A 20,998-nucleotide genomic window follows, 5' to 3' on the forward strand; every position below is an offset into this window, starting at 1 on the left:
ACTTGGCTGAGACGGTTTGCTATCAGTGCAGTGGGTGGGTTAGATAACTTATTCATTCAAGATAATGATGGCATTCACTCTCATTTTAAAGATAGTATTAGAGACCACTTTATGGACAATGGTTATCTTCCTCCTCTGCGTAAATTAATGTCTATGTAACGGAACAAAATAGTGAATGATGAGATCACTAATGAAGAGAGCAAAAAGTTAGCGATCGCAAATATTAGTGTGACATTCGTCATTCACTTTCCGTTCGCGAATTATAGTTTCTAAATCAGGTCTTCGGGTTAAAGGAAGCCTTAATTTTGCCCAAATACCATATATCCAATTAGCAATTTTTCCTATAATGGGAACCTTGGTTATAGCATAAACCCAACCCATTCCTAAAACTTCATAAACATAGCGAAATGCCTCAATATTTGTCAGAATGGTTCCGTCGGGTAAAATAGCATGAATTTTTCCCATTGCTGATTTATAATCAACCCCACAATGTTCATTGGGATCATAATTATCCTCAGCGATATTAACTAATTTTACTAAATTTCTTCCCTGATCTTTTTTCCGTAAAAATCTCACTTCTCGCATACATAAAGGACAATCTCCGTCATAAAGTAACTCAACTCTCCAAGACGATTCTACAGAATTCTGCTGTCTATTCGATGTAGAAGGATTCATCATAATTAACTTAATAAACAACTTTAAAATTTAACTTTGATTAGCTGATTTAAATCGACCGACTAAGAAATCACGTTGACGAATATGTTTAGTTTTTCGCCCTGAAACTCGTTTCCGCCACATCTTAAAACTTGAGGGTTTCATTTCCCTTCGCATTAAGGTAATGACTTCTTTTTCTGAAAGACCATATTGTATCTCAATCGCAGCAAAGGGGTTCTATCTTCCCATGCCATTTCAATAATACGGCTGATGGTTTCTGGTTTAAGTTCAGGTTGTTTACCCATGGCATTTTACTCCTTGATATCGCTTTCTACTCGGAAGAAGAGGGAACGATGGTTTTGTATCCCCTGTCTTTGTTAATCTTGTTTAATCCATATTTTAACGAAAAATATTCATGGTTTTGGTAATACTTGACGCTGATTGACTTCGAGTCCATTGATGACCTGGTTTTCTATCGGTCTGATGGTCTTTAAGGGTTCATCCATCCCTGTCCATTTAGCCCATAATTGTCTAATTTGTTGATCCCGTAAGTTATCTTTATTGTTTAAACGCCAAGAAACAGGAATCCCAGAATATCCATTATAAGCCCCGGATAGGACTGCTGTCAGACCAAGAATGACGGGATTTTTAAATTGAGAAGCTTGTAAGACACTGAGTTTAAAATTGTCTGGGGTTCGATAAAAACAGTACAAGGATAAGACTAGATAGTTACTGTCTAAAAGACTTTTTTTCCAAAATTGTTTTTTTAGATCGCTTAATTGTGTTTTATTATTGACAAGTTTCTCTATGTTTTTTCCTGTCGGAGAAATGGTTAATATATTGATTAATGGTTGTTGTCCTTGGTTAAAAATAAATTTGATAATTTGCTGAAATAACAACGTATCTTCTATCAATGATTGAGGTATTTGGTTGATTTTTTGTATTTTTTCCAGTTGTTCAGATAAGAGGGTTTTTGTTTCATGAAAAAAGAGAATTAGGGGTAAAATTTTTAAAATTAATTCTCCCGAACTAATCAGAGAATCTTGATTGGCAATTCCCTGGCAAGTTTCCATTGATATTGTTTCAGTTTTTAGTAAATCTATGATAATTTTTTGATGAGTTATTTTCCCATCAAATAATGTTTCTTTTTGTCCGACATTTTCATTAGCAATTTCGGTTCCTAATAAGGCTCCTCGAAAACCATTGAGTAAAAATTGATTTATCATCTTTTCATTAACCAAGGAAATGATGAAGTTTGTAGTAAAAGATTTAAAGACAAACTCATCAATCTAGATTTGGTAGAATAATTGTTATCTATACTAATTCTACCATATTTGTATATTCAGTTATAAATTCATCATAAGTTAAACTCTCATTTTCTGTTTGTGGACTCCAAATTAATTCAAATTTTAACAAATAATCAGAGGGCATCGAACCTAAATGATTCAAGGCTTCTTTTAGATCATCTGGGGTTCTAATGTCGCCAAATAAGGGCTGATCATGGGCAGTTCCTACTAATAAACTGACGACAATATACATGGCTAACTCATTATCAGGAGAAGTCACGGATGTTTGTTTAATATTTCCCTCTACATTTGATAAAGTTTCTGAACTTAATTTGCTTCTTTCTTCTAGGGATAAACGATTAAAGTTAGCTTCTGCTTTATCAATATGAATTTTTTGAGAACTGTTAATATGGTGGGTCCAATACTCGGAATTTCTCAGTAAAATTAAAATAGATTCCTGTAGTAATTCTCTTAACCCTTCTTCTGTACTGGTATCCACTCTTAAGCTTAATTCTGTTAACCCTGACTGAACATCTGTTGCTGATGCTAATAAAGCAATTTTTAGCTGAGAAATGGTAACAATATTATTATCCCTTTCTCGATGGTAAGAGCGAGACTGTTTCCCTTCACTATGACTGGTTGACCCAGATTTTAAAACCTGGGAAATGACCATAAAAATAACTAACCCTCCTATTCCAAATAATATTAATAACAGCAAAATTCCGAACCATTGTCCACCAGTATTATAACTACTTCCACTGCGATAATAAGTTCTCGAAGGGGAATAGTTAGGGGAATTATTATTATTATAGCTAGGAGAATTATCATAGGAACGACTCCGCGATCGCGACCCCGATGAACGACCAGAACCTGAAGAACCCCGACGAAAGGAACCCCCTCCACTGCGTCCCCCACTCCGTTTTGCTTGCGCTTCTGTTTGCAGGGTTAACCAACTATTAGAGGTGTGGGTATTGGGGGTGTTTCAATGGTGTTGATCGTGGCGATCGCTGCAACGGTTGTTAAGAATAATTTTGTTCTTTTTTGTAACATAATTCATCATTTTTTGTGCCTACTATTCTTAGGGTTCCCAAAAATTGTCCATAAGTTAAACTACATTACGATAAAATAGTTATCCAATGAGGAGTTATAACAACTATATTTCTATTAAGAGTTTGCTGAAAATGGCTATGACTTAGATGAGAAATTTCTTGATTTTTAAAGATTGATTCTTTAAAGAATATAAATTAAAAAAATACTTAATATTTATTGTTTGATTTTTATGTTACTATTTAAATAGTTGATAATTTATATTAGTGAATGAGCAATCAATATTTTGCCACCGTTGCGAGAGGGTTAGAAGAAGTTGCTGCTAAAGAATTAAAAAACTTAGGAGCAGACAATGTTAATCCTGACTTTACTGGGGTTTATTTTGAAGGGGATCAAGCCTTATTATATAAAGTTAATATCTGGTCAAGAATAATCTTTCGGGTTTTAGTTCCTATTCACACCATTAATAGTAAAAATGCCGAGGAATTATACAAAAATGTCAAAAAAATTGATTGGTCTGACTACATCAAAATTGACCAAAGTTTTGCCGTTAATTGTACAGGAAAAAATCCCCAACTTAACCATACTCATTTTACCGCATTACAGATAAAAAACGCCATTGTCGATCAACAACGCGATCGCTATAATAGACGGTCTAACATTAATATCAAAAACCCCGATATTTTAATCAATGCTCATATTTATGACAATCAATGTATTATTAGTTTAGACAGTTCAGGAGACAGTTTACACCGTAGAGGATATCGGCCAGCAATGGGAGTTGCCCCCCTAAAAGAAAGCTTAGCGGCTGCCTTATTAGAGATGGCAAACTGGACCCCTGATATTCCTTTTTTAGACCCCATGTGTGGGTCAGGAATATTGCCCATTGAAGCTGCTTTAAAAAGTTTAAATATTGCTCCAGGTTTATCGAGAAATCGTTTTAATTTTGAACAGTGGCCAGACTTTGATGCAGCCTTATGTGATGAAATAATAGAGGATGCAATACAACAACAAAAACATGAACTTGACGCGCCTATTTTTGGCAGTGATGAAAACGTAGAGATAGTACAACAAGCACAGATTAATGCTAGAAAAAGCGACCTAGACCATCATCTAACCTTAAGTCAAGTTGCCTTAGAAAATATTGAACCTCCTACGGATCATGGTATTATTATTTGTAATCCTCCCTATGGTAAACGCTTAGGAAACTCCCAAGAATTAGGGTCGTTATATAAACTATTAGGAGATGTATTTAAACAGCGTTTTAAGGGGTGGACTGCTTACGTTTTAAGTGGCAATAAGGAATTAACCAAAAAGATTGGTTTAAGAACATCGGGACGGATTCCCGTTTATAATGGTTCTTTACCTTGCACCTTACTTAAATACGAGTTATATTAACCCAATCTAAGGATGAAGTTTTAACGGTTTCTTGAAAATTATCACAGGTTAATTCAACTCCTAACCAAGGACCTAAAACCCCTAAATCTTGATCAAAAATGGCTTTTAACTGCTTAATATTTTCTGGGGTTAATTCCGGTTTTTTCTGCATAGTCCAAAGACTTCTGACCCAGGTCCGAAAGCTTTTAGGAATTAATAAACGCCGTAATTCTTTTAACCCTGGTGCTTCTACAATAGCATCTCGCCAAGCACTTTTAATCATCCGTTCACTAGAGACATTACTCGCATTAAGTTCTTCATCCCATTGAGGGTGTTTTGTATATCCAATAAAGCGACAAATTTTTTCTAATTCTGTTTGAGGAGTTGTTAACATTCTCTCAAAAAAAATCGGTAATACTCTGTCTTGTCCAAACGCATCAAAATAGGGTTGTAATTGTTTCGTATATAAACTATATTCAATTAATTCAGGATGGTGATCAAGACTTTCATTAATCTCTAAAGAAATAACCCGTTGACTCCATTCATGAATATATTGAGAGACCAAACGGTTAATGGGATGACGCATCACATAAATAAATTTAGCCTCAGGGAGATGTTGTTGTAGTCGTTCAATGGTGTGGGGATAGGTCGGTAATTTAGTATAATGGGTACTAGATTCTCCGATTAAATCATCAATATTAGCTGGTTCAAAATGGGATAAATACCAGTCTAACCCTTTGTTATATTCTTCATCATTACTAAAAAAATTAGGTTCTTTCAGTTCACTCATGAAAATTCCCGGTTGTTGATGTAATTGTTCATGGAGGGAACTGGTCGCACATTTCATGGCACCGATAATAACAAAATTAGGCAGTTTTTTCATGATTACTAGCAGGTAAAATAGGTAATTTAAAAGGTTCTTTCCAATTCATCCAAATATCTTGTTCTTGGTATTCACAAGTATGGGGTTGTTTATTGTTAATTAATTCTCGCATCCCAGCAATACTCCGTCCCAATAACCAACAAACATTAGTAACCCACAGGCCAAATGTTCCATAAAATTTGGCAAAATAGCGCGAACGGGACCCATAGAGATAGGGACGGGGACGCTTACGGGCCGCGACTTCTGATTTTACCGAACCGCTTCCCCCTCGTAGATGAACCACCCTCGCATCGGGCCAATGGAGAACTGTCCATCCAGCATTTCTGGCACGACGACAGTAGTCCACATCATCAAAATACATAAAATAGCCTTCATCCATCAAGCCAATTTTCTCAATCACTTCTTGTCGAATTAACACACAAGCAAAGCTAGTCCACTGGGGTTGAAAAGGGGTATCTTGGACAGGTATGGGGACATCATAAGCCTTGAGAAGCTTGGTAATGGGACCTGTGGCTGCACCATCGATAAACTGACTAATAGGGGAATGATAGCGAAAACAGCTAATTTGTGGGGTTTCATCGGGCCATTCAAGACGAGGACTAATTAAACCGGCTTCAGGGTGGTTGTCTAAAGCGTTTTCTAAAGAAGCGATCGCCCCGACTCTAACAATGGTATCACTATTCAAGAGTAAGTAGGCTTTGGCGGTGACGGCTTTCATCCCGATATTATTACCGGCAGAAAACCCACCATTGACGGGAGAGGGAATTAAGGTGACCCAAGATTTCCAGTGATAATCTTCAATAGCTTGTTCTAAAATGGGAACGGAGTCGTCCCCAGAGTCATTATCCACTAATATCACCCGATGACGGGCGCTATCTATCTGGGGTTGTAGCGATTGTAAACAGTCTATCACCAGATGAGGGGTTTTATAGTTAATAATTACAATAGCTAAGTCCATTTTTTTGCTGAGTTTGCTAACTTTTCATAGAATATCATTAGTTAAAACATTATGGTTAAACTTATTAGTCGTCAATCCTTAGGAGTGCAAAAAGTTTATGATATTGGTGTGGAAAAGGATCATAATTTTTTATTAGGTAATAACTTAATTGCCTCTAATTGTTTCAATAAATCCCACTCCACCGCCTATGCTTATGTGACCTATCAAACGGCTTATTTAAAGGCTAATTATCCTGTGGAATACATGACGGCTTTATTAACAGCCAGTAGTGATAATCAGGATAAAGTCGAAAAATATCGGGAAAACTGCCAAAAAATGGGCATTGATGTCTTACCGCCAGATATTAATCGCTCTCAAAAAGATTTTACCCCCGTCGGACAACAAATTCTGTTTGGGTTTTCGGCAGTTAGAAATTTAGGAGAAGGCGCCATTGAGAACATTTTAAAAGCGCGGGAAGAAGCAGAAGGAAAGTTTGAATCTTTAGCGGATTTTTGCTGTCGGGTTGACTTACGTTCTGTGAATAAAAGGGCTTTAGAAACTTTAGTTTATGCTGGAGCATTTGACGCAATTAATCCCAACCGTAAACAACTTATTAATGATTTAGAATTAGTTATTCCTTGGGCGCAAAAACGAACAAAAGAAAAAGCAAGTGGTCAATTAAATATTTTTGACTTAATGAGCGGTAAAACAACAGAAACAGCAGAATCTAATAATGATTTTACTCAGGCTCCTAGTGCCTCTTCTGTAGAAGATTATTCGTTACAAGATAAATTAAAATTAGAAAAAGAACATCTCGGATTCTATGTTTCTGAACACCCGTTAACGGCGGTAAAAAAAGCAGCTAAAATTTTATCTCCTATTAACTTAAACGAAATGGCAGAGCAGAAAGCAAGGACAAAAGTCAGTGCTGTTATTATGGTTAATGAAGTGAAACAATACACGACTAAAAAAGGAGATCCCATGGCTTTTTTAGTGCTAGAAGATGGTTCAGCGCAGGTAGATGCTGTTTGTTTTCCTGAAAGTTATAAAAGAATTAGAGAGGTGTTAATCGAAGATTCTCGCCTCATTGTTTGGGGAAAAGTGGATTATCGAGATGATAAAGTCCAGTTAATTGTTGAGGATGCTGAACCGGTAGAAACTGTGAGAATGGTGATGGTAAACTTAAGTCTTGAACAAGCCATAAATCAAGTGTCTTATCATAGTTTAAAAGGAATTCTGCAAGAACATTCTGGAGATAAAAGTAAGGCAAAAGTTCCTGTTATTGCTATTATTGGAAGCGGAGAAAATCGCCAGTTAATTCGCTTGGGACAAGATTATTGGGTACAAAATGATCAGTCAGTGGTTGAAGCGCTCAGAAAAGCTCATTTTAATGCTTATCCTACCCCTTTAGTGAATGATTTATCATCATAAATTTTTTGTTGTCCATAATTAAAATTAACTCATGAATTCTTGGTTTTCTCGTCCTCAAAAAATTCTAGTTACTTGGTTACTGATATTAGTTACAGGTTGGTTAACGATTAAAACCATAAGTTATATTGGTGGCTTAATTAGCTTAATTTTAACCGCTTCTTTAATTGCTTTTTTATTGAACTATCCTGTCCGAGGTTTAAAGACGGTTTTACCTCGTTCTTTGGCTGCTACATTGGTTTATTTAGGAGCCATATTGATAGTTATTTTCTTAGGAATAACTTTACTTCCTCCTGTGGTTAATCAAGGGAAACAATTAATTACTAAGTTACCGAGTTTATTAGAAGAAGGACAAGCACAATTAATCACATTACAAGGGTTTATTAATGCGAAAAATTTACCCATTGATTTAGCATTTTTAGCGTCTCAAATATTGAATAAAATACAAGCACAAACGGAAGGTATTGCTTCAACCGGATTTGGTTTGGTGGTAGGGACCTTTAACTGGTTTATCGATTTAATTGTTGTGGTTGTTGTTTCTTTTTATATGTTATTAGATGGGGAGAAAATTTGGAAAAGTATCATAAACTTCTTTTCTCCTCAAATTCGTGACGTTTTAAGCACGACATTAGAAAAGAATTTACAACGATTTTTAACCGGTCAATTAATCTTAGGTTTGTTTATGGCCGTTAGCTTAACTATTGCCTTTCGATTATTAGGAATTCCCTTTTTTTTACTGTTTGCTGTGTTCATTGGAGTGATGGAAATTTTACCCTTTATTGGGGCAACCTTAGGCATTGGAACGGTTGCTATTATTTTGACATTTATTAATTGGTGGTTAGCGGTTCAAGTGTTAATCGTTGCAGTAATTATTCAACAAGTTAAAGATAATTTAATTGCGCCGAGAATTATGGGAAATTTAACCGGACTTCCCCCTGTTATTATTTTTATTGCTTTATTACTGGGGGCAAAAATTGGCGGTTTATTAGGGGTAATTCTCGCTATTCCCTTAACCGGAGTCATTAAAGGGATAACAGAAATTATCGGTGATCCCACCTTACCACCCCAAACCGGTAGTCTATTTTATAATCCTTTTTCTAAACTTTCATCAGGAGAAGAAATTGAATTGTAAAATAAATGTTTGTAAGGTGGGCAAAGTTTATAATTATTTGATAATTCAACACTTGCCCACCCTACGGTTTAATGCTAATTTTAAGGTTCTATATTTGACTGAGAGGGAAGAGATAAAGGCGAATTTAAACCCCGATCATAAATAATAATATCCCATTGTCCGGAACGGTTGGACTCAAAGGCAATTAAGCGGCCATTACCGCTAATCGTCGGATGACGCACTTCTCCTAGTATATTTTTAGTAATATTATTAGCCCGTGAGGTTTGGCGATCGTAAACAAAAATATCTTGTTTTCCTTCTTGTTCGGAAACATAAACAATGTAACGTCCGTCTGCACTAATATCGGGTTGATCTTGTATGGTACCGGGCTGATTTAATCCAGGTAAGGGTAACAAGCGGCCATTGACTTGATCGTATAGCCAAATGCTACGCTTTCCTTGACGGTCAGAAGCAAACACTAAGTATCTACCCTCGTAAGAAAAACGGGGATATTGTTCAGACGATCGCGTATTTAAACTATTTCCTAAAGGTTGAACAGGAGGCGTAATAAATCCTGAATTAGCACAACCGACTAAACTAAGAACAATGCTGCTACTTAAAAGCTTGAGGTAACCACTTAACCTTTTAGGATGCCACTTCACCATTGGAGGGAAGAATACAACAATTAACATCATCGAGGCAAACTTTACCCCATTGCAATGCCCAGCGAACTAATTCTACCCGATTTTCTGTTTTGGTTTTGGTTAATATGTTGCTGATATGATTATCAACGGTACGCTTACTAATCTCCAGTTTCTGGGCAATTTCGAGATTAGTCAAACCAGTGGAAACGAGATCGAGAATTTGCATTTCTCGGCCAGATAGAGACACTGGGTTTTGAAACTTAGCACTGGTCATAGGTATTTATTGTGATAGCACATTTACTTATCTATTTACTCTATTGTAGTGGATAGTTGAGAGTTCGGGGCGATAAATTTGCATTTTGCAAATTATTGATCGGCGATCGCTGAATAAAGTCTTAATCTACTATAACTGAATTTAGGGATAAAGATTTCACCAGTTCAATGATGTATGCTATGAAAGAAGCCACAAAACAGGGATGACAACTATGTCAATTATTCTTACTATCGAACAAGAAAACTTTGTTAAAGAAAAACTAAAAACGGGAAGATATAAAAGTATTGACGAAGTGATTACCGAAGCTTTTCGTTTATTAGAAAAAGAAAGTGAAAAACAGTCACTCCATTGTGCTGATAAACAATTATCATGGGAAGAAACCTATCAAGAGATGGCAAAAGAAAAAGAAGATTGGTCAGAATGGGATATTACCCTCGCTGATGGATTAGAAGAGGAAATAAATCTTGAATCCCAAACGATATGAAATTTATTTAGCTGATCTGAATCCCACAAAAGGCAGTGAAATTAATAAGGTTCGTCCTGTTGTGGTGATAAGCCAAAATGAGATGAATTATCATCTAGAAACCATTGTTATTTGTCCCTTAACCTCAAAACTGCATCCTAAATGGCGGAGTCGTCTGTTGATTACTTGTATGGGTAAACCTGCTGAAATTGCAATTGATCAAATTCGGACCATTAGTAAACAACGATTAATTAAAAAGATAGATAAGTTATCTGAAGAAAAAGCTCAAAGGTTAAGAGAGTTAATTACACAAATGTATGGCAGTTAAACGATTATATCTATCAAAATTGTCTAAGGGATGATGATACCACATATTTTCAAGAATAAGCGGTTTTTTAAGGGATTATTTTTGATATTGAAGAGAAACAAAAGATAATAAGAATTCAGAGACGATCATGACTAATATTAAATTGTTCCTAACCGATGCCTAATTTATCTGGCATGGTAAAAGTATTTTTTTGTTTTGTCACCTAGTATGTAGGGTGGGCATTGCCCACCTTAGAGTAATACCCTAACTAAAACTATGTTGCTTATACGCAAAAACACTGAAGTTGCGATCTCAAAAATGACTCACTTTCAGTAGATACAGAGAAGACTTTTGAAAGCTAATCAGGGATATTAACCACAGCTACGTATTTTTAGCAGTTGTTGCATCTGAATAAATACTTATTACACTGATTATGACTAACAAGCAAACCCCTCAGCAATCAACCGTTCCCGATGCAGGAAATACCCTAGGTGACGCTCTTGATTTAGGATTACTATCTTACAGTATCACCAATCCTTTAACGATTCCTATTCTCACAGAATTATCCGAATTTGTTGGCGGTGATGATAGTGATGATTATTTTCAATTTAGTTTAGATAATACGGCTGGAGTCTCCGCAGGATGGACAAGTTCTGAGTCTATCACTGTTGAACTTCTTGATAGCAATGGTAGTCTAATTAAAAGTTTATCAGGAGGCAATACATTTAGTAATGATGTCCTCTTTGAAAATCTGGATACTGGCACTTATTACTTACATTTATTGACAGGAAATAGTACGGTTAGTAATTATGATTTAAACTTGCTAGTCGGACCAACTGATAACGTTGATAACGTTAGTCAAACTCCCAAAGATTTAGGAATTTTAACCAATACTTCCGTTAATGAAAGTGACTATGTTCATTTTCTTTATGGTGGTTCCAATGGTATTCAAGATGATGATACTTATCGCTTTACTCTGACTCAACCGAGTCTGGTAGATTTTACTTGGACTGATGGAGTAGGAGACAATACAACAATTCAGTTAGGATCGGGTTTTGGCAGTTTTGACTTTTTGGAAAATAATAATTCTCAACAAACTGTTAGCTATCAAAGAACTTTAGGAGCAGGAACTTATGAATTTTCCATATTTGGAGGTGGTGCTTTTAATCCTACAGAAAGTGCTTTTCCACCTGCTTCTTATGATTTAACTTTAACTGCTAGTGAACCTCCCGATGCAGGAAATAGTTTAGGTGATGCTCAAAATTTAGGATTATTCTCTTATAGTGCAAACCCTTTAAGTTTTCCCATTCTCGAAGAAATTTCGGAATTTGTTGGTGGTGATGATACTGATGACTATTTTTCATTTACCCTCAATAGCATTGAAACGCCACTTTTACCTGTAGGAGTCTCGGTAGGATGGTCAAGTTCTGAACCTATCACTGTTGAACTTCTTGATAATAATGGAACCTTAATTAAAAGTTTATCAGGAACTAATAGAAATGCTGATGATGTTCTGTTTGAAAATCTAAATGCAGGTTTTTATTACTTACACTTATTGACAGGGGATAGCACCGTTAGTAACTACGATGTTCAACTCTTAATCGGACCAACTGATAATGTTGATAATGTTAGCCAAACTGCCAAAGATTTAGGGGTTTTAACATCCCTTCCCAGTATAATTGACGCTCAAAGTGACTATGTTCATTTCCTTTACGGTGACTCTAATGGTATTCAAGATACGGATACCTATAAGTTTACCCTTACTCAAGCGAGTGTGGTAGATTTTACTTGGACTGATGGGGTAGGAGACAATACAACGATTCAGTTAGGATCGGGTTTTGGCAGTTTTGACTTTTTGGAAAATAATAATTCTCAACAAACTGTTAGTTATCAAAGAACGTTGGAAGCAGGAACCTACGAATTTTCTATCTCAGGTGGTGGTGCTTTTAATCCTACAGAAAGTGGTTTTCCCCCTGCTTCTTATAATTTAACTTTAACTGCTAATTTACCCCCCGATGCAGGAAATAGCTTAGATAATGCACGAAATTTAGAACTGTTTTCTTACAGTATAAATAGTCCTTTAGGCACTCCTGGCATTCCTATTCCTATCCTCGAAGAATTTTCGGAATTTGTTGGGGGTGATGATAGTGATGACTATTATCAATTTACTATCCTAAATACTAACCTAAATAGCACTGTGGGAGTCTCAGCAGGATGGTCTAGTTCGGAGGATATTACCGTTGAACTTCTTGACAGCAATGGAACGTTAATCAAGAGTTTATCAGGAACTAATAGAAATGCTGATGATGTTCTATTTGAGAATCTCGATACTGGTACTTATTATTTACACTTATTAACAGGGACTAATACCGTCAGTAATTATGATTTTCAACTATTATTCGGGCCAAACGATAATGTTGATAATGTTAGTCAAACGCCTAAAGATTTAGGGGTTTTAACTAATTCTTCCGTCAGTGAAAGTGACTATGTTCATTTCCTTTATGGTGTGGATACTGGTAACGGTATTCAAGATAGTGATACCTATAGCTTTACCCTAACTCAAGCGAGTGTGGTAGATTTTACTTGGACTGATGGGGTAGGAGACAATACAACGATTCTGTTAGGGTCGGGTTTTGCCAATTTTGAATTTTTGGATAATGATGAGTCTCAACAAACTGTTAGCTATCAAAGAACTTTAGGAGCGGGAAACTACGAATTTTCAATTAGTGGTGGTGGTGCTTTTAATCCTACAGAAAGTGCTTTTCCACCTGCTTCTTATGATTTAACTTTAACTGCTAGTGAACCCCCTAACCAACCTCCCACTAACCTAACTTTAAGCAATAACACCATTGACGAAAATCAACCCATTAACACCACAGTCGGAACCTTTACCACTACAGATCCCGATTTAGGAGACACTTTCACCTATAGTTTAGTGATGGGAGATGGAGACACCCACAATAACTTATTTACCATCAATGGGAATACCTTACAAACTAACACTATTTTCGATTTTGAAAGTCAAAATTCCTACGATATTCGGGTACAAACCACTGATTCTGCTAATAATACTTATTCTGAATCTTTCACCGTTACCATTAATGATCTCAACGATAGCACCCAACCCGTAACCCTTGAATTGAACCTTTATCAAGATAATAACGGTGTATTGGGTGATTTTATTAACGCTGACGAAGCTATTTTAGGAGATAACTTCTTTTTAGAAGTTAAATTAGGAGATATTCGTCCCAATGCGGCTGGTTTAGTTGCTGCTGCAATTGACTTAGGGTTTGCGCCAGATGTTGCTCAAAATATCAACAATTTTGCTGATTTAACTTCAATTATTACGTCAGACTTTCCCTTATTCCCCAGTGGGACAGTTAATAATACCACAGGAAACATTGAGAACTTAGGTGCAAGTGCGCTTCCTCCCAGTTTTGGATCAGTTATTGGCGTTAATCAAAGCGATCGCTTTGCCTTGTTACACTTTACCACCATCGATACCCGTGATGATTCTCAAGTAGTTCTTAACTTAGATCCCACCCAAACGGGATACGCAGACGGGTTATTTGCCGATCCCAGTAACACCGAATTGAGTCGTACTTTAATCATTAACGATGCACCCGAATTAAATGCGATCGCTGATACCACTCTCTCTGAAACCGCAACAGTAGGAATCGTCATCGTTGCAGATAACCTCGTCACTGCAACAGACGATGAATTTGGCGATCCTCTCACCTTCACTTTAACCACTTCTCCTATCGATGGCAATGGTAACGCTTTATTTGCGATCGATGCTAATACAGGGGAAATTACCCTTACTCAAGCAGGAGCAGACACCATTGACTTTGAGAGTGGCGTTACTTCCTATAATCTCGGTTTAACGGCTTCAGACGGCTTTAAAACCTCCACTGAGGAAACCTTTACCGTTAACTTACTGGACGAAAATGAAGCAATGATGCGGGTATTCTTGCCAAATGGAGAAGAAGCAACCGGAATGAACGATATTATCTTCACTACCGAGTTGTCACGCTTCCGCACTGATGGTAATGGTGATCCTGTCGCAGATAGTGAGTTTATTCGTCCCAATTTTGCAGATACTTTCAAATTCATCGATATTCTCAATGATGCCACAGGAACTGAAGAAGTATTACAAATTACTGAACTTAATCTACTCAATAATTTAACAGGAGTCAGTATTGATGCACCAGAAGCAGACATCTTAATTAACCCTGGAGAAACGAGACGTTTCTTTCTAACTTATGCACCTGATACAGCAGGAGAAAACTTTAGTGAAGATAACGGTTTAACTATTGTTAGTAACGCGAGTAATGACCCTAATTTTAACGTTCATTTAGCCGGAAAATCCACCTTTAATAGTGATGTTTCTTACGATGGACAAGTTAATTTAACCGACTTAGGCGTATTACAAAGACCTGGATTATTTGGGAGTCAAAATGGTCAAAGTAATTATGATCCAACGGCTGATATTACAGGGGATGGAGTCATTAATTTAGCAGAATTAGTTCCTTTAAATGCTGAATTTGGTAGCTCAGTAATTTAAGTTTGTAGCACAAGCATCTTGCTTGTAAAAAATTAGTTTTTGATGGGTTACACATTGCTAACCCATCCTACAAAATGAAGGTTCATTTATTTTTTTGTTCACTCATCAATCATAACTCAGGAGAAATAAATTATGACAACTCTCACCACACAATTTAATCTTAGAACAGATAATAATGGCACTCCTGGAACTATTATTAATAGTCCTTTAAACACAGGAGAAAACTTTTTTGTTGAAGTATTAATGGGAGATATTCGTGATAATGCTGTGGGAATTACTAGCAGTAATATTGCTTTTTCTTTCGATGCTTATCAAGTTCAAAATATTAATAGTTCTTTTGATATTACTTCTTTAAGTAGTCCTTTATTACCGTCAAGTTTCCCATTTGGTAGAACCGGAAATTTAGATAATAATAATGGGACGATTACCAATTTAGGAGCCGGTTCTATCCCTAGTTTTGGGGTTGGTTCACCCATTGGAATTAATCAACTAGATAGGTTTAGTTTATTGCATTTTCAAGTCATAGGGACAAAAACATCTCCTTTAATTTTAAATATTGATTTATCACAAACCAGTTTCGCTGATGGTACATTTGCCAATGAATCACCGAATGAAGGTCAACTAACTCAACTGGTAGAACTCCCTTCCTCCGTTTCGCCTCCTATTCCCGAACCATCGGTTAATATTGGGTTATTGGTAATCGGTTGTTTAGCTTTTATTAAACTCATTAGTAGTCGAAAAAAACCTAAATCCAGTTAAACTAAATAAACAGTGAATTTGTGATTGATTCTTATTCCTTAATTGGTCTAACAGCAATCACTGCAGGACGAGGAGAATCATTTAATTGTTTACCCGGCCAGTTAGAACCCAAGGGAACAGTCCTTGTTTGCATAAACTCTTCTCCTGAGGTAGTTAAAATAGAATATTCCCGTTTTTCGCTGGCCATATTTTGACGGGTTCCGTTCGCTTCCCCTGGGTGTTGTACCGCTAAAAATAGGGTTTGTTGATCCTCTGTTAACCAGGGCCCAGTCATTTCGACTTCCATCGGTCCAATGGCAAAAGGAAACGCCATACCTTTATTCTCTCCATGCAGGGGTAAATACCACAGGGTATTGTTACCAAAAATCCCGATTAGGCTTTTTGTACTGACTGGTTCCCCATCTTTGAGACGATCCTTAATTTCTTTGTTATGACCACTGGTCGACATATCCGTAACCATCCATAAGTCTCCCTGGTTATCAAACATGAGGTTATCCGGGTTAGAAAACCCCATCCCTCCCTTAGCTGGTTCTCCTCCTGTGGCTAAGATATCCCAACGAAAACCCATGGCCGCTGGATCGTTTTCATCTTCTGTGATCTTCATGATCCAACCATATTCATAATTCATTTCCCCATCCGGTCCGCGAAATACCCCCTTATCCGGTCCACCATCACCCCCAGGAGTCCCCGAAGTAAAGGTAACGTATAATGTGCCATCTTCCCCTATTTCTGTGTCTTCTGGACGGGCTGTACAGGTGATTCCGGCGGCATTACCGGCAAAATGAGCATCGATCAAAATCGCCCCTTGTTTTTCTTCTGGGGTTCCTACATAGAGATCCCCTAACGTCTTGAATTTGTCTTTAAAATTAATAATGTCTTGATCCTCAGTGACTTTGATCATTCCCCCGGCTTGGCGATCGCTATTGGGTAAGGTTACCATACCCCCTTGAACCGTAGAAGGTAACACAGGATCAATAGGGGTTTCAGGGGTTAACGCCACCCATTTTCCCGTTCCGTCAGGGTTAAAAACGGCACCGTATAACATTCCTGACTCCATTAACCTAGAGTTATTCTTATCTTTGGGATCAACAATATTCTGATCGGAAACAAACTTATAAAGATGGCCCCCTCTGCGATCGCATCCTGAATAAACGGCCAACTTTCTCCCTGTTTCGGCACGAAACCCCACTGCTTCATGACGATAACGGCCTAACCAAGTATGTTTAGTCCCGTAATCATCTTTATCACTGGGATCGACTTCTACCATCCAACCATATTTATTACCAGCTAAACCAAATACATTCCCCCGTCCATCAATAAACTTGTCGTTAAACACAAAAGGGGTGACAGAGGGATCTAAGGAGGAACCATCGGCCATCACCGCTTCAGGCACTTGATCTTGTATATTTTCTTCTGCACTGAGTACCGTTCCCCAGGGGGTGGTTCCCCCGGCACAGTTTTGAAAGGTTCCGATGATTTTACTGCCCAAACCGTCTTCGTAACCGAGTTTCTTCTCCTTCTCAAAAATGTTGACTCCTGGGCCTGTGGCTTTAAGATAATGACCATCTGCTAACCCGGATAGCCCTGTAATACGTCGATCAGCTTCTGAATAGGTGCGTTGCCATTGGCCTTGAGCATTTTTAGCCAGGGAAATGACACCTATTCCTTGATCAATTAAGGCTTCAGAGGCGATCGCTTCTATGTTAGCTTTGAGGGGATCAGCTTGGGGTAATGCAAACCCGTTAATTTCTCCATTATTTTTATCGGCAACGACTTTCACTGCTTCAAAAGGTAGGGTTTTTCCGATTACGGTTTCGTAGGTTTCCCTCCAAGTTTTCCCACTAATATATTCAAAATTAATGGTTAAAAATCCCTCATTTTCTTGGGTTTCAATGAAGGATAAATAATCATTATTATAACCAAAGCGAGAGTTTCCCACTTTGTCCCCCCATTGAGCAATCACATCATAGGTAAATCCTTCGGGTAATACCACATCGTCCACTACTTCGTAGGTGTTATAAGTTAATTTTTGTTGTTCATCACTTAAATTATCAAGGGTTAACGGAATCGGTAGTTTAACAGGAGTAAACTTAAAAGATTCACTGGCTTTGATCAGCTTATTAACCGTATCTTTACCTTGACCAGCCACCCTAAAAGGACTCGATAAAGCCTTAGTTCCTTGAGATAATAAGGCTGTCCCTGTGCTAACTCCTAAAAATTTTAAAAGATCCCGTCTTTTCATTATCATAAACTCTTCTTAACTTGATGGATTAAGCTTTCTAGAGGGAATATTTTAAACTATTTTTCTCTTTTTTTTCTTATTGTTTTCTTAACTTTTTAAGGGAATTATTGATTATGAATAATAGAATTGCTATGATGATAAGAACTATATAGCAATCAGGAATGATATATGAGAACCAATCAGGACATAATAATATTATGTCCCTACAAGAGCGATTTGTAGGGGTTTAACACTCTTAAACCCTTTCTCACAACTGAAACCTGATTGCTATAGATAGTCAGACATCAATATAATCAACTGTTTCAAGAAATGTAAATAATTTTTTAAAACGAAAGGCAATAGTTTTAATCTTCCTCTGCTCCCCACTTCCGTCTCCCCCACTCCAGGTACTTATCTATGGCAAGTCTTTCGATTATTATTCCTACTCTCAATGAAGAAGAGTGCTTAGGACGTACTTTATCGTGTCTAAGTTCGTTAGAACCCCCTGCACAAGAAATAATTATTGTCGATGGTGGCAGTCAAGACAAGACCTTAAGCATTGCCGATGATTATGACATTACTTTAATAACGTCTTCTAGTCAGGGAAGAGCGATTCAAATGAATCAAGGGGCAAGGGTAGCCACTGGGGATTATTTGTGCTTTGTTCATGCTGATACCTTAGTTCCAGTGGATTTAGTTACCGTGATTGAAAAGACATTGAATCATCAGCACATTGCTTGTGGTGGTTTTATTTCCCTAATGAAAGGGCCTCAAACAACCCGATGGGGAACATCTTTGCACAACTATTTGAAAACCTACTACGCACCGTTACTATTTCGTCCCCATCTCTTTTTCTTCAAAGGGTTGCGATTATTATTCGGAGATCAAGTTATGTTTTGTCGTCGGGCTGATTTCTGGCAATGTGGCGGTTTTGATAGTAATCTTCCCATCATGGAAGACGCTGATTTATGTTTAAAATTAGTTGCTTACGGCAAAATTTGTTTACTCAACCATGTGGTAGAATCATCAGATCGTCGTGTGGCTAAGTTAGGGGCGTTAAAAGCTAATCTCATTTATCTTTGGATAGGCATTCTTTGGGGGTTAGGGGTTAGTGCCAGTTATCTCAAACAATTTTATGCTGAGATTCGTTAATTTATGATTTGATGGGTTATGAGAGTTTGTTACTCTTTAAAATGGAATTTATTAAACTCGCTCATTGGACTTCGATTTCCCGATGTTGCTGATATTTCCACTGAAGAATTAGCCATCTGGCTTGAAGATGACAATAAAACAGACCCGGTGCTTTTAGATGCTCGAAGCAAGAGTGAATATGCGATTAGTCATCTTCGGGGGGCTGATTGGATGCCTCACGATTTACCAGAAATAGGGTCTTTTATGAACGGTTCTAAAACGACTCCCATTATTACTTATTGTTCTGTAGGATACCGTTCAGCTATTCTAGCTCAACGACTACAAAACATGGGCTACGAAAAAGTATTTAATCTCAAAGGTTCTCTCTTTTTGTGGTTTAGTGAGAATCGTCCTGTGTTCTGTGGAGAGGAAATCGTCTCATTTATTCACCCATTAAATTTATTTTGGTCTTTGTGGCTCTGAAGAAAAAAATGAAATAAACTCCTCTAAAATGGGATTGACTAATTCCGGCGCTTCGTCTTGGGGACAATGGCCCACACCTTCAAGGGGAATGAATCTATCGACTGTCGGATAGTTAGCCCACTCTTGGGCAATTTCGATTTTTTCCCAGGGGTCTTTAGTCCCCCATAAAAGGATAGTAGGACAGGTTAAACGGGGTAATAAGTCTTCGGGTAAGGGACCTTGAGAATAGGCGGTAAAGGCTAAAAATACCTCCACTGCGCCTTTATCTTGGGCCGGTTTCAGTAAGAGTTCAACTAATTCATCGGTAACGGCCTCGGGTCGGTGATAGGCTTGTAAAAGAATGTTTCTAACGGTGCGTGGTTTAGCAATTTGAGAAAAAAACAAGGAACCAATGGCTTTATTGGTCAAAATACGCTGCATGGTATTGGCCCCTACCCGACGATACCAGGGTAAACCGGCTTGTTTGCGCTCATGAAGTAACCGTAATGAACAATTGAGGGCAGCCACTCCTAACACCCATTTCGGGTCATTGACTGCGGTTTGCATCACCACGACACAACCGATAGAGTTACCCACCAAAACCGCCGGACTTCGTACCACGTCCCGACAAAAATCAGCTAACTGTTGTCCCCAAGTTTCAAATGTATAGTCAATTTCTTGTTTTGGCATCGGTTTGGCCGAACCACCAAAACCCAATTAAGTCTAAAGCATAACAGCGACAAGTTTTGCCTAACACGGGAAGATTTTTTCGCCAATGTCTCCAAGATGCGCCAAAACCATGCACTAACACCACGGCCGGTCCTGTGTCCCCACACTGACTATAGGTGATAGGATAGCCTCGCCAATGCCAGGTTTTTTCATCCCCTGGGAGGATAGGGTTTTGGGTAGATGACTGTACCATTGAGATTGTATGTTAAAAAAGTTTCTATTATTTACTAAACTTAACATACAACATTGTTTAGTTAATGGGTCGCGCTACACCCTGCGATTTCTCGAATCAGCAAAATTCTTGAACGAAGATAAGCGTTAATGACACCACAGTCTTCTGAAGATAGCTTTTGCTTGGCACTTAGCTTATTGAGTATCTGGTTGATTAAATCTGAGTCATTTAACCCCGTTAACGTCTTTCCAGGACTTTCGTCAATAATTGACCAAAGTTGTCTCATAATTGTTGTATTCACTATTGTTTCCTCGTCGAGTGGTTACTTTTATTGAGGCAAGAATTTTTATCCTTGTTTCCATCAGACTTGTTGAAAATCCTAAGAAATTTATAACGGGTTTGACATCCCCCAAATGGTAAATTTATCATATCTATAAAAAACTTTTTCTTTCCTTACACCAATCTCAGGAATCTTCCCAAATTTCTGAGAAATCGGTGAGAAAACCCGATACAAAAGTTTAAAGATTAGAGAAAATTAAAGTTTAGTTA

At 37.5% G+C, this 20,998-nt stretch carries 18 protein-coding genes and 2 pseudogenes; 9 read left to right on the forward strand and 11 right to left on the reverse strand.

Annotation, left to right across the window (positions count from 1 at the left end):
• Positions 1-207: 207 nt before the first annotated feature.
• The 4 genes and pseudogenes from C4E06_RS25475 to C4E06_RS25490 all read right to left on the reverse strand — a co-directional run bounded on the left by C4E06_RS25475 (position 208) and on the right by C4E06_RS25490 (position 2,658).
• On the reverse strand, positions 208-675 hold the full coding sequence (locus C4E06_RS25475; RefSeq protein ID WP_198649039.1) for a DUF393 domain-containing protein: 468 nt from the start codon (positions 673-675) through the stop codon (positions 208-210).
• Between the two features lie 30 nt (positions 676-705).
• Positions 706-959 (reverse strand): annotated as a pseudogene (locus C4E06_RS29755) (TIGR03643 family protein).
• A 108-nt stretch (positions 960-1,067) separates the two neighbouring features.
• On the reverse strand, positions 1,068-1,880 hold the full coding sequence (locus C4E06_RS25485; protein ID WP_198649034.1) for a hypothetical protein: 813 nt from the start codon (positions 1,878-1,880) through the stop codon (positions 1,068-1,070).
• Positions 1,881-1,968: 88 nt separating this feature from the next.
• Positions 1,969-2,658 (reverse strand): DUF1517 domain-containing protein, encoded by a 690-nt coding sequence (locus C4E06_RS25490; protein WP_198649035.1) that lies wholly within the window; start codon positions 2,656-2,658, stop codon positions 1,969-1,971.
• 599 nt (positions 2,659-3,257) lie between these two features.
• On the opposite strand from C4E06_RS25490, the gene C4E06_RS25495 reads away from it, so the two are divergent.
• The gene (locus tag C4E06_RS25495; RefSeq protein ID WP_107671155.1) at positions 3,258-4,385 is read left to right on the forward strand and encodes a class I SAM-dependent RNA methyltransferase; all 1,128 of its coding nucleotides are present in this window, start codon (positions 3,258-3,260) and stop codon (positions 4,383-4,385) included.
• Here C4E06_RS25495 and C4E06_RS25500 read toward each other — a convergent pair.
• Both C4E06_RS25500 and C4E06_RS25505 read right to left on the reverse strand, forming a co-directional pair.
• Positions 4,366-5,247, reverse strand: a complete 882-nt coding sequence (locus C4E06_RS25500; RefSeq protein WP_107671156.1) for a sulfotransferase — start codon at positions 5,245-5,247, stop codon at positions 4,366-4,368. The two genes, C4E06_RS25495 and C4E06_RS25500, sit on opposite strands and share 20 nt — an antisense overlap.
• The gene (locus tag C4E06_RS25505) at positions 5,231-6,205 is read right to left on the reverse strand and encodes a glycosyltransferase family 2 protein (RefSeq protein ID WP_107671157.1); all 975 of its coding nucleotides are present in this window, start codon (positions 6,203-6,205) and stop codon (positions 5,231-5,233) included. Before C4E06_RS25505 ends, C4E06_RS25500 begins: the two co-directional genes overlap by 17 nt.
• Before the next feature lie 51 nt (positions 6,206-6,256).
• Between C4E06_RS25505 and C4E06_RS25510 the strand changes: the two genes are divergently transcribed.
• Positions 6,257-7,615 (forward strand): OB-fold nucleic acid binding domain-containing protein, encoded by a 1,359-nt coding sequence (locus tag C4E06_RS25510; RefSeq protein WP_107671158.1) that lies wholly within the window; start codon positions 6,257-6,259, stop codon positions 7,613-7,615.
• 31 nt (positions 7,616-7,646) lie between these two features.
• Complete coding sequence (locus C4E06_RS25515; protein ID WP_107671159.1) at positions 7,647-8,744, forward strand: AI-2E family transporter; 1,098 nt, start codon at positions 7,647-7,649, stop codon at positions 8,742-8,744.
• 80 nt (positions 8,745-8,824) lie between these two features.
• Here C4E06_RS25515 and C4E06_RS25520 read toward each other — a convergent pair whose 3' ends face one another.
• Both C4E06_RS25520 and C4E06_RS25525 read right to left on the reverse strand, forming a co-directional pair.
• Positions 8,825-9,388 (reverse strand): TolB family protein, encoded by a 564-nt coding sequence (locus C4E06_RS25520; RefSeq protein ID WP_107671160.1) that lies wholly within the window; start codon positions 9,386-9,388, stop codon positions 8,825-8,827.
• A complete protein-coding gene (locus C4E06_RS25525) occupies positions 9,369-9,641 on the reverse strand; it encodes a helix-turn-helix transcriptional regulator (protein ID WP_107671161.1) in 273 nt (90 codons plus the stop codon). The genes C4E06_RS25520 and C4E06_RS25525 overlap by 20 nt, the downstream gene beginning before the upstream one ends.
• A gap of 211 nt (positions 9,642-9,852) precedes the next feature.
• Between C4E06_RS25525 and C4E06_RS28465 the strand changes: the two genes are divergently transcribed.
• From C4E06_RS28465 to C4E06_RS25545, 4 genes are all read left to right on the forward strand, one after another.
• Positions 9,853-10,125: a type II toxin-antitoxin system ParD family antitoxin gene (locus C4E06_RS28465; RefSeq protein ID WP_198649036.1), complete on the forward strand. Its 273-nt coding sequence runs from the start codon at positions 9,853-9,855 to the stop codon at positions 10,123-10,125.
• Entirely contained in the window at positions 10,106-10,432 is a 327-nt protein-coding gene (locus C4E06_RS25535) for a type II toxin-antitoxin system PemK/MazF family toxin (RefSeq protein ID WP_107671162.1), read from the forward strand. Before C4E06_RS28465 ends, C4E06_RS25535 begins: the two co-directional genes overlap by 20 nt.
• Before the next feature lie 412 nt (positions 10,433-10,844).
• Complete coding sequence (locus tag C4E06_RS25540) at positions 10,845-14,975, forward strand: cadherin repeat domain-containing protein (RefSeq protein ID WP_107671163.1); 4,131 nt, start codon at positions 10,845-10,847, stop codon at positions 14,973-14,975.
• 132 nt (positions 14,976-15,107) lie between these two features.
• Positions 15,108-15,734 carry a PEP-CTERM sorting domain-containing protein gene (locus tag C4E06_RS25545; protein WP_107671164.1) on the forward strand — a complete coding sequence of 209 codons (627 nt, stop codon included), beginning with the start codon at positions 15,108-15,110 and terminating at the stop codon, positions 15,732-15,734.
• Positions 15,735-15,765: 31 nt separating this feature from the next.
• On the opposite strand, the gene C4E06_RS25550 is transcribed toward C4E06_RS25545, so the two are convergent.
• Complete coding sequence (locus C4E06_RS25550; RefSeq protein WP_107671165.1) at positions 15,766-17,982, reverse strand: PhoX family phosphatase; 2,217 nt, start codon at positions 17,980-17,982, stop codon at positions 15,766-15,768.
• Positions 17,983-18,372: 390 nt separating this feature from the next.
• Between C4E06_RS25550 and C4E06_RS25555 the strand changes: the two genes are divergently transcribed.
• Both C4E06_RS25555 and C4E06_RS25560 read left to right on the forward strand, forming a co-directional pair.
• Entirely contained in the window at positions 18,373-19,107 is a 735-nt protein-coding gene (locus C4E06_RS25555; RefSeq protein ID WP_107671166.1) for a TIGR04283 family arsenosugar biosynthesis glycosyltransferase, read from the forward strand.
• 18 nt (positions 19,108-19,125) lie between these two features.
• A complete protein-coding gene (locus tag C4E06_RS25560) occupies positions 19,126-19,569 on the forward strand; it encodes a rhodanese-like domain-containing protein (RefSeq protein ID WP_107671167.1) in 444 nt (147 codons plus the stop codon).
• On the opposite strand, the pseudogene C4E06_RS25565 reads toward C4E06_RS25560, so the two are convergent.
• Together C4E06_RS25565 and C4E06_RS25570 are read right to left on the reverse strand one after the other, a co-directional pair.
• Positions 19,546-20,470 (reverse strand): annotated as a pseudogene (locus C4E06_RS25565) (alpha/beta fold hydrolase). The gene C4E06_RS25560 and the pseudogene C4E06_RS25565 overlap by 24 nt on opposite strands.
• Positions 20,471-20,531: 61 nt before the next feature.
• A complete protein-coding gene (locus C4E06_RS25570; protein WP_198649037.1) occupies positions 20,532-20,750 on the reverse strand; it encodes a hypothetical protein in 219 nt (72 codons plus the stop codon).
• Positions 20,751-20,998: the final 248 nt, after the last annotated feature.

Source organism: Cyanothece sp. BG0011 (assembly GCF_003013815.1).
Lineage (GTDB): Bacteria > Cyanobacteriota > Cyanobacteriia > Cyanobacteriales > Microcystaceae > Crocosphaera.

Coding starts and splice junctions, on each gene's coding strand:
- C4E06_RS25475 (WP_198649039.1), bottom strand. CDS start 675: ATGAATCCTTCTACATCGAATAGACAGCAGAATTCTGTAGAATCGTCT.
- C4E06_RS25485 (WP_198649034.1), bottom strand. CDS start 1,880: ATGATAAATCAATTTTTACTCAATGGTTTTCGAGGAGCCTTATTAGGA.
- C4E06_RS25495 (WP_107671155.1), top strand. CDS start 3,258: ATGAGCAATCAATATTTTGCCACCGTTGCGAGAGGGTTAGAAGAAGTT.
- C4E06_RS25500 (WP_107671156.1), bottom strand. CDS start 5,247: ATGAAAAAACTGCCTAATTTTGTTATTATCGGTGCCATGAAATGTGCG.
- C4E06_RS25505 (WP_107671157.1), bottom strand. CDS start 6,205: ATGGACTTAGCTATTGTAATTATTAACTATAAAACCCCTCATCTGGTG.
- C4E06_RS25510 (WP_107671158.1), top strand. CDS start 6,257: ATGGTTAAACTTATTAGTCGTCAATCCTTAGGAGTGCAAAAAGTTTAT.
- C4E06_RS25515 (WP_107671159.1), top strand. CDS start 7,647: ATGAATTCTTGGTTTTCTCGTCCTCAAAAAATTCTAGTTACTTGGTTA.
- C4E06_RS25520 (WP_107671160.1), bottom strand. CDS start 9,388: ATGGTGAAGTGGCATCCTAAAAGGTTAAGTGGTTACCTCAAGCTTTTA.
- C4E06_RS25525 (WP_107671161.1), bottom strand. CDS start 9,641: ATGACCAGTGCTAAGTTTCAAAACCCAGTGTCTCTATCTGGCCGAGAA.
- C4E06_RS28465 (WP_198649036.1), top strand. CDS start 9,853: ATGTCAATTATTCTTACTATCGAACAAGAAAACTTTGTTAAAGAAAAA.
- C4E06_RS25540 (WP_107671163.1), top strand. CDS start 10,845: ATGACTAACAAGCAAACCCCTCAGCAATCAACCGTTCCCGATGCAGGA.
- C4E06_RS25545 (WP_107671164.1), top strand. CDS start 15,108: ATGACAACTCTCACCACACAATTTAATCTTAGAACAGATAATAATGGC.
- C4E06_RS25550 (WP_107671165.1), bottom strand. CDS start 17,982: ATGATAATGAAAAGACGGGATCTTTTAAAATTTTTAGGAGTTAGCACA.
- C4E06_RS25555 (WP_107671166.1), top strand. CDS start 18,373: ATGGCAAGTCTTTCGATTATTATTCCTACTCTCAATGAAGAAGAGTGC.
- C4E06_RS25560 (WP_107671167.1), top strand. CDS start 19,126: ATGAGAGTTTGTTACTCTTTAAAATGGAATTTATTAAACTCGCTCATT.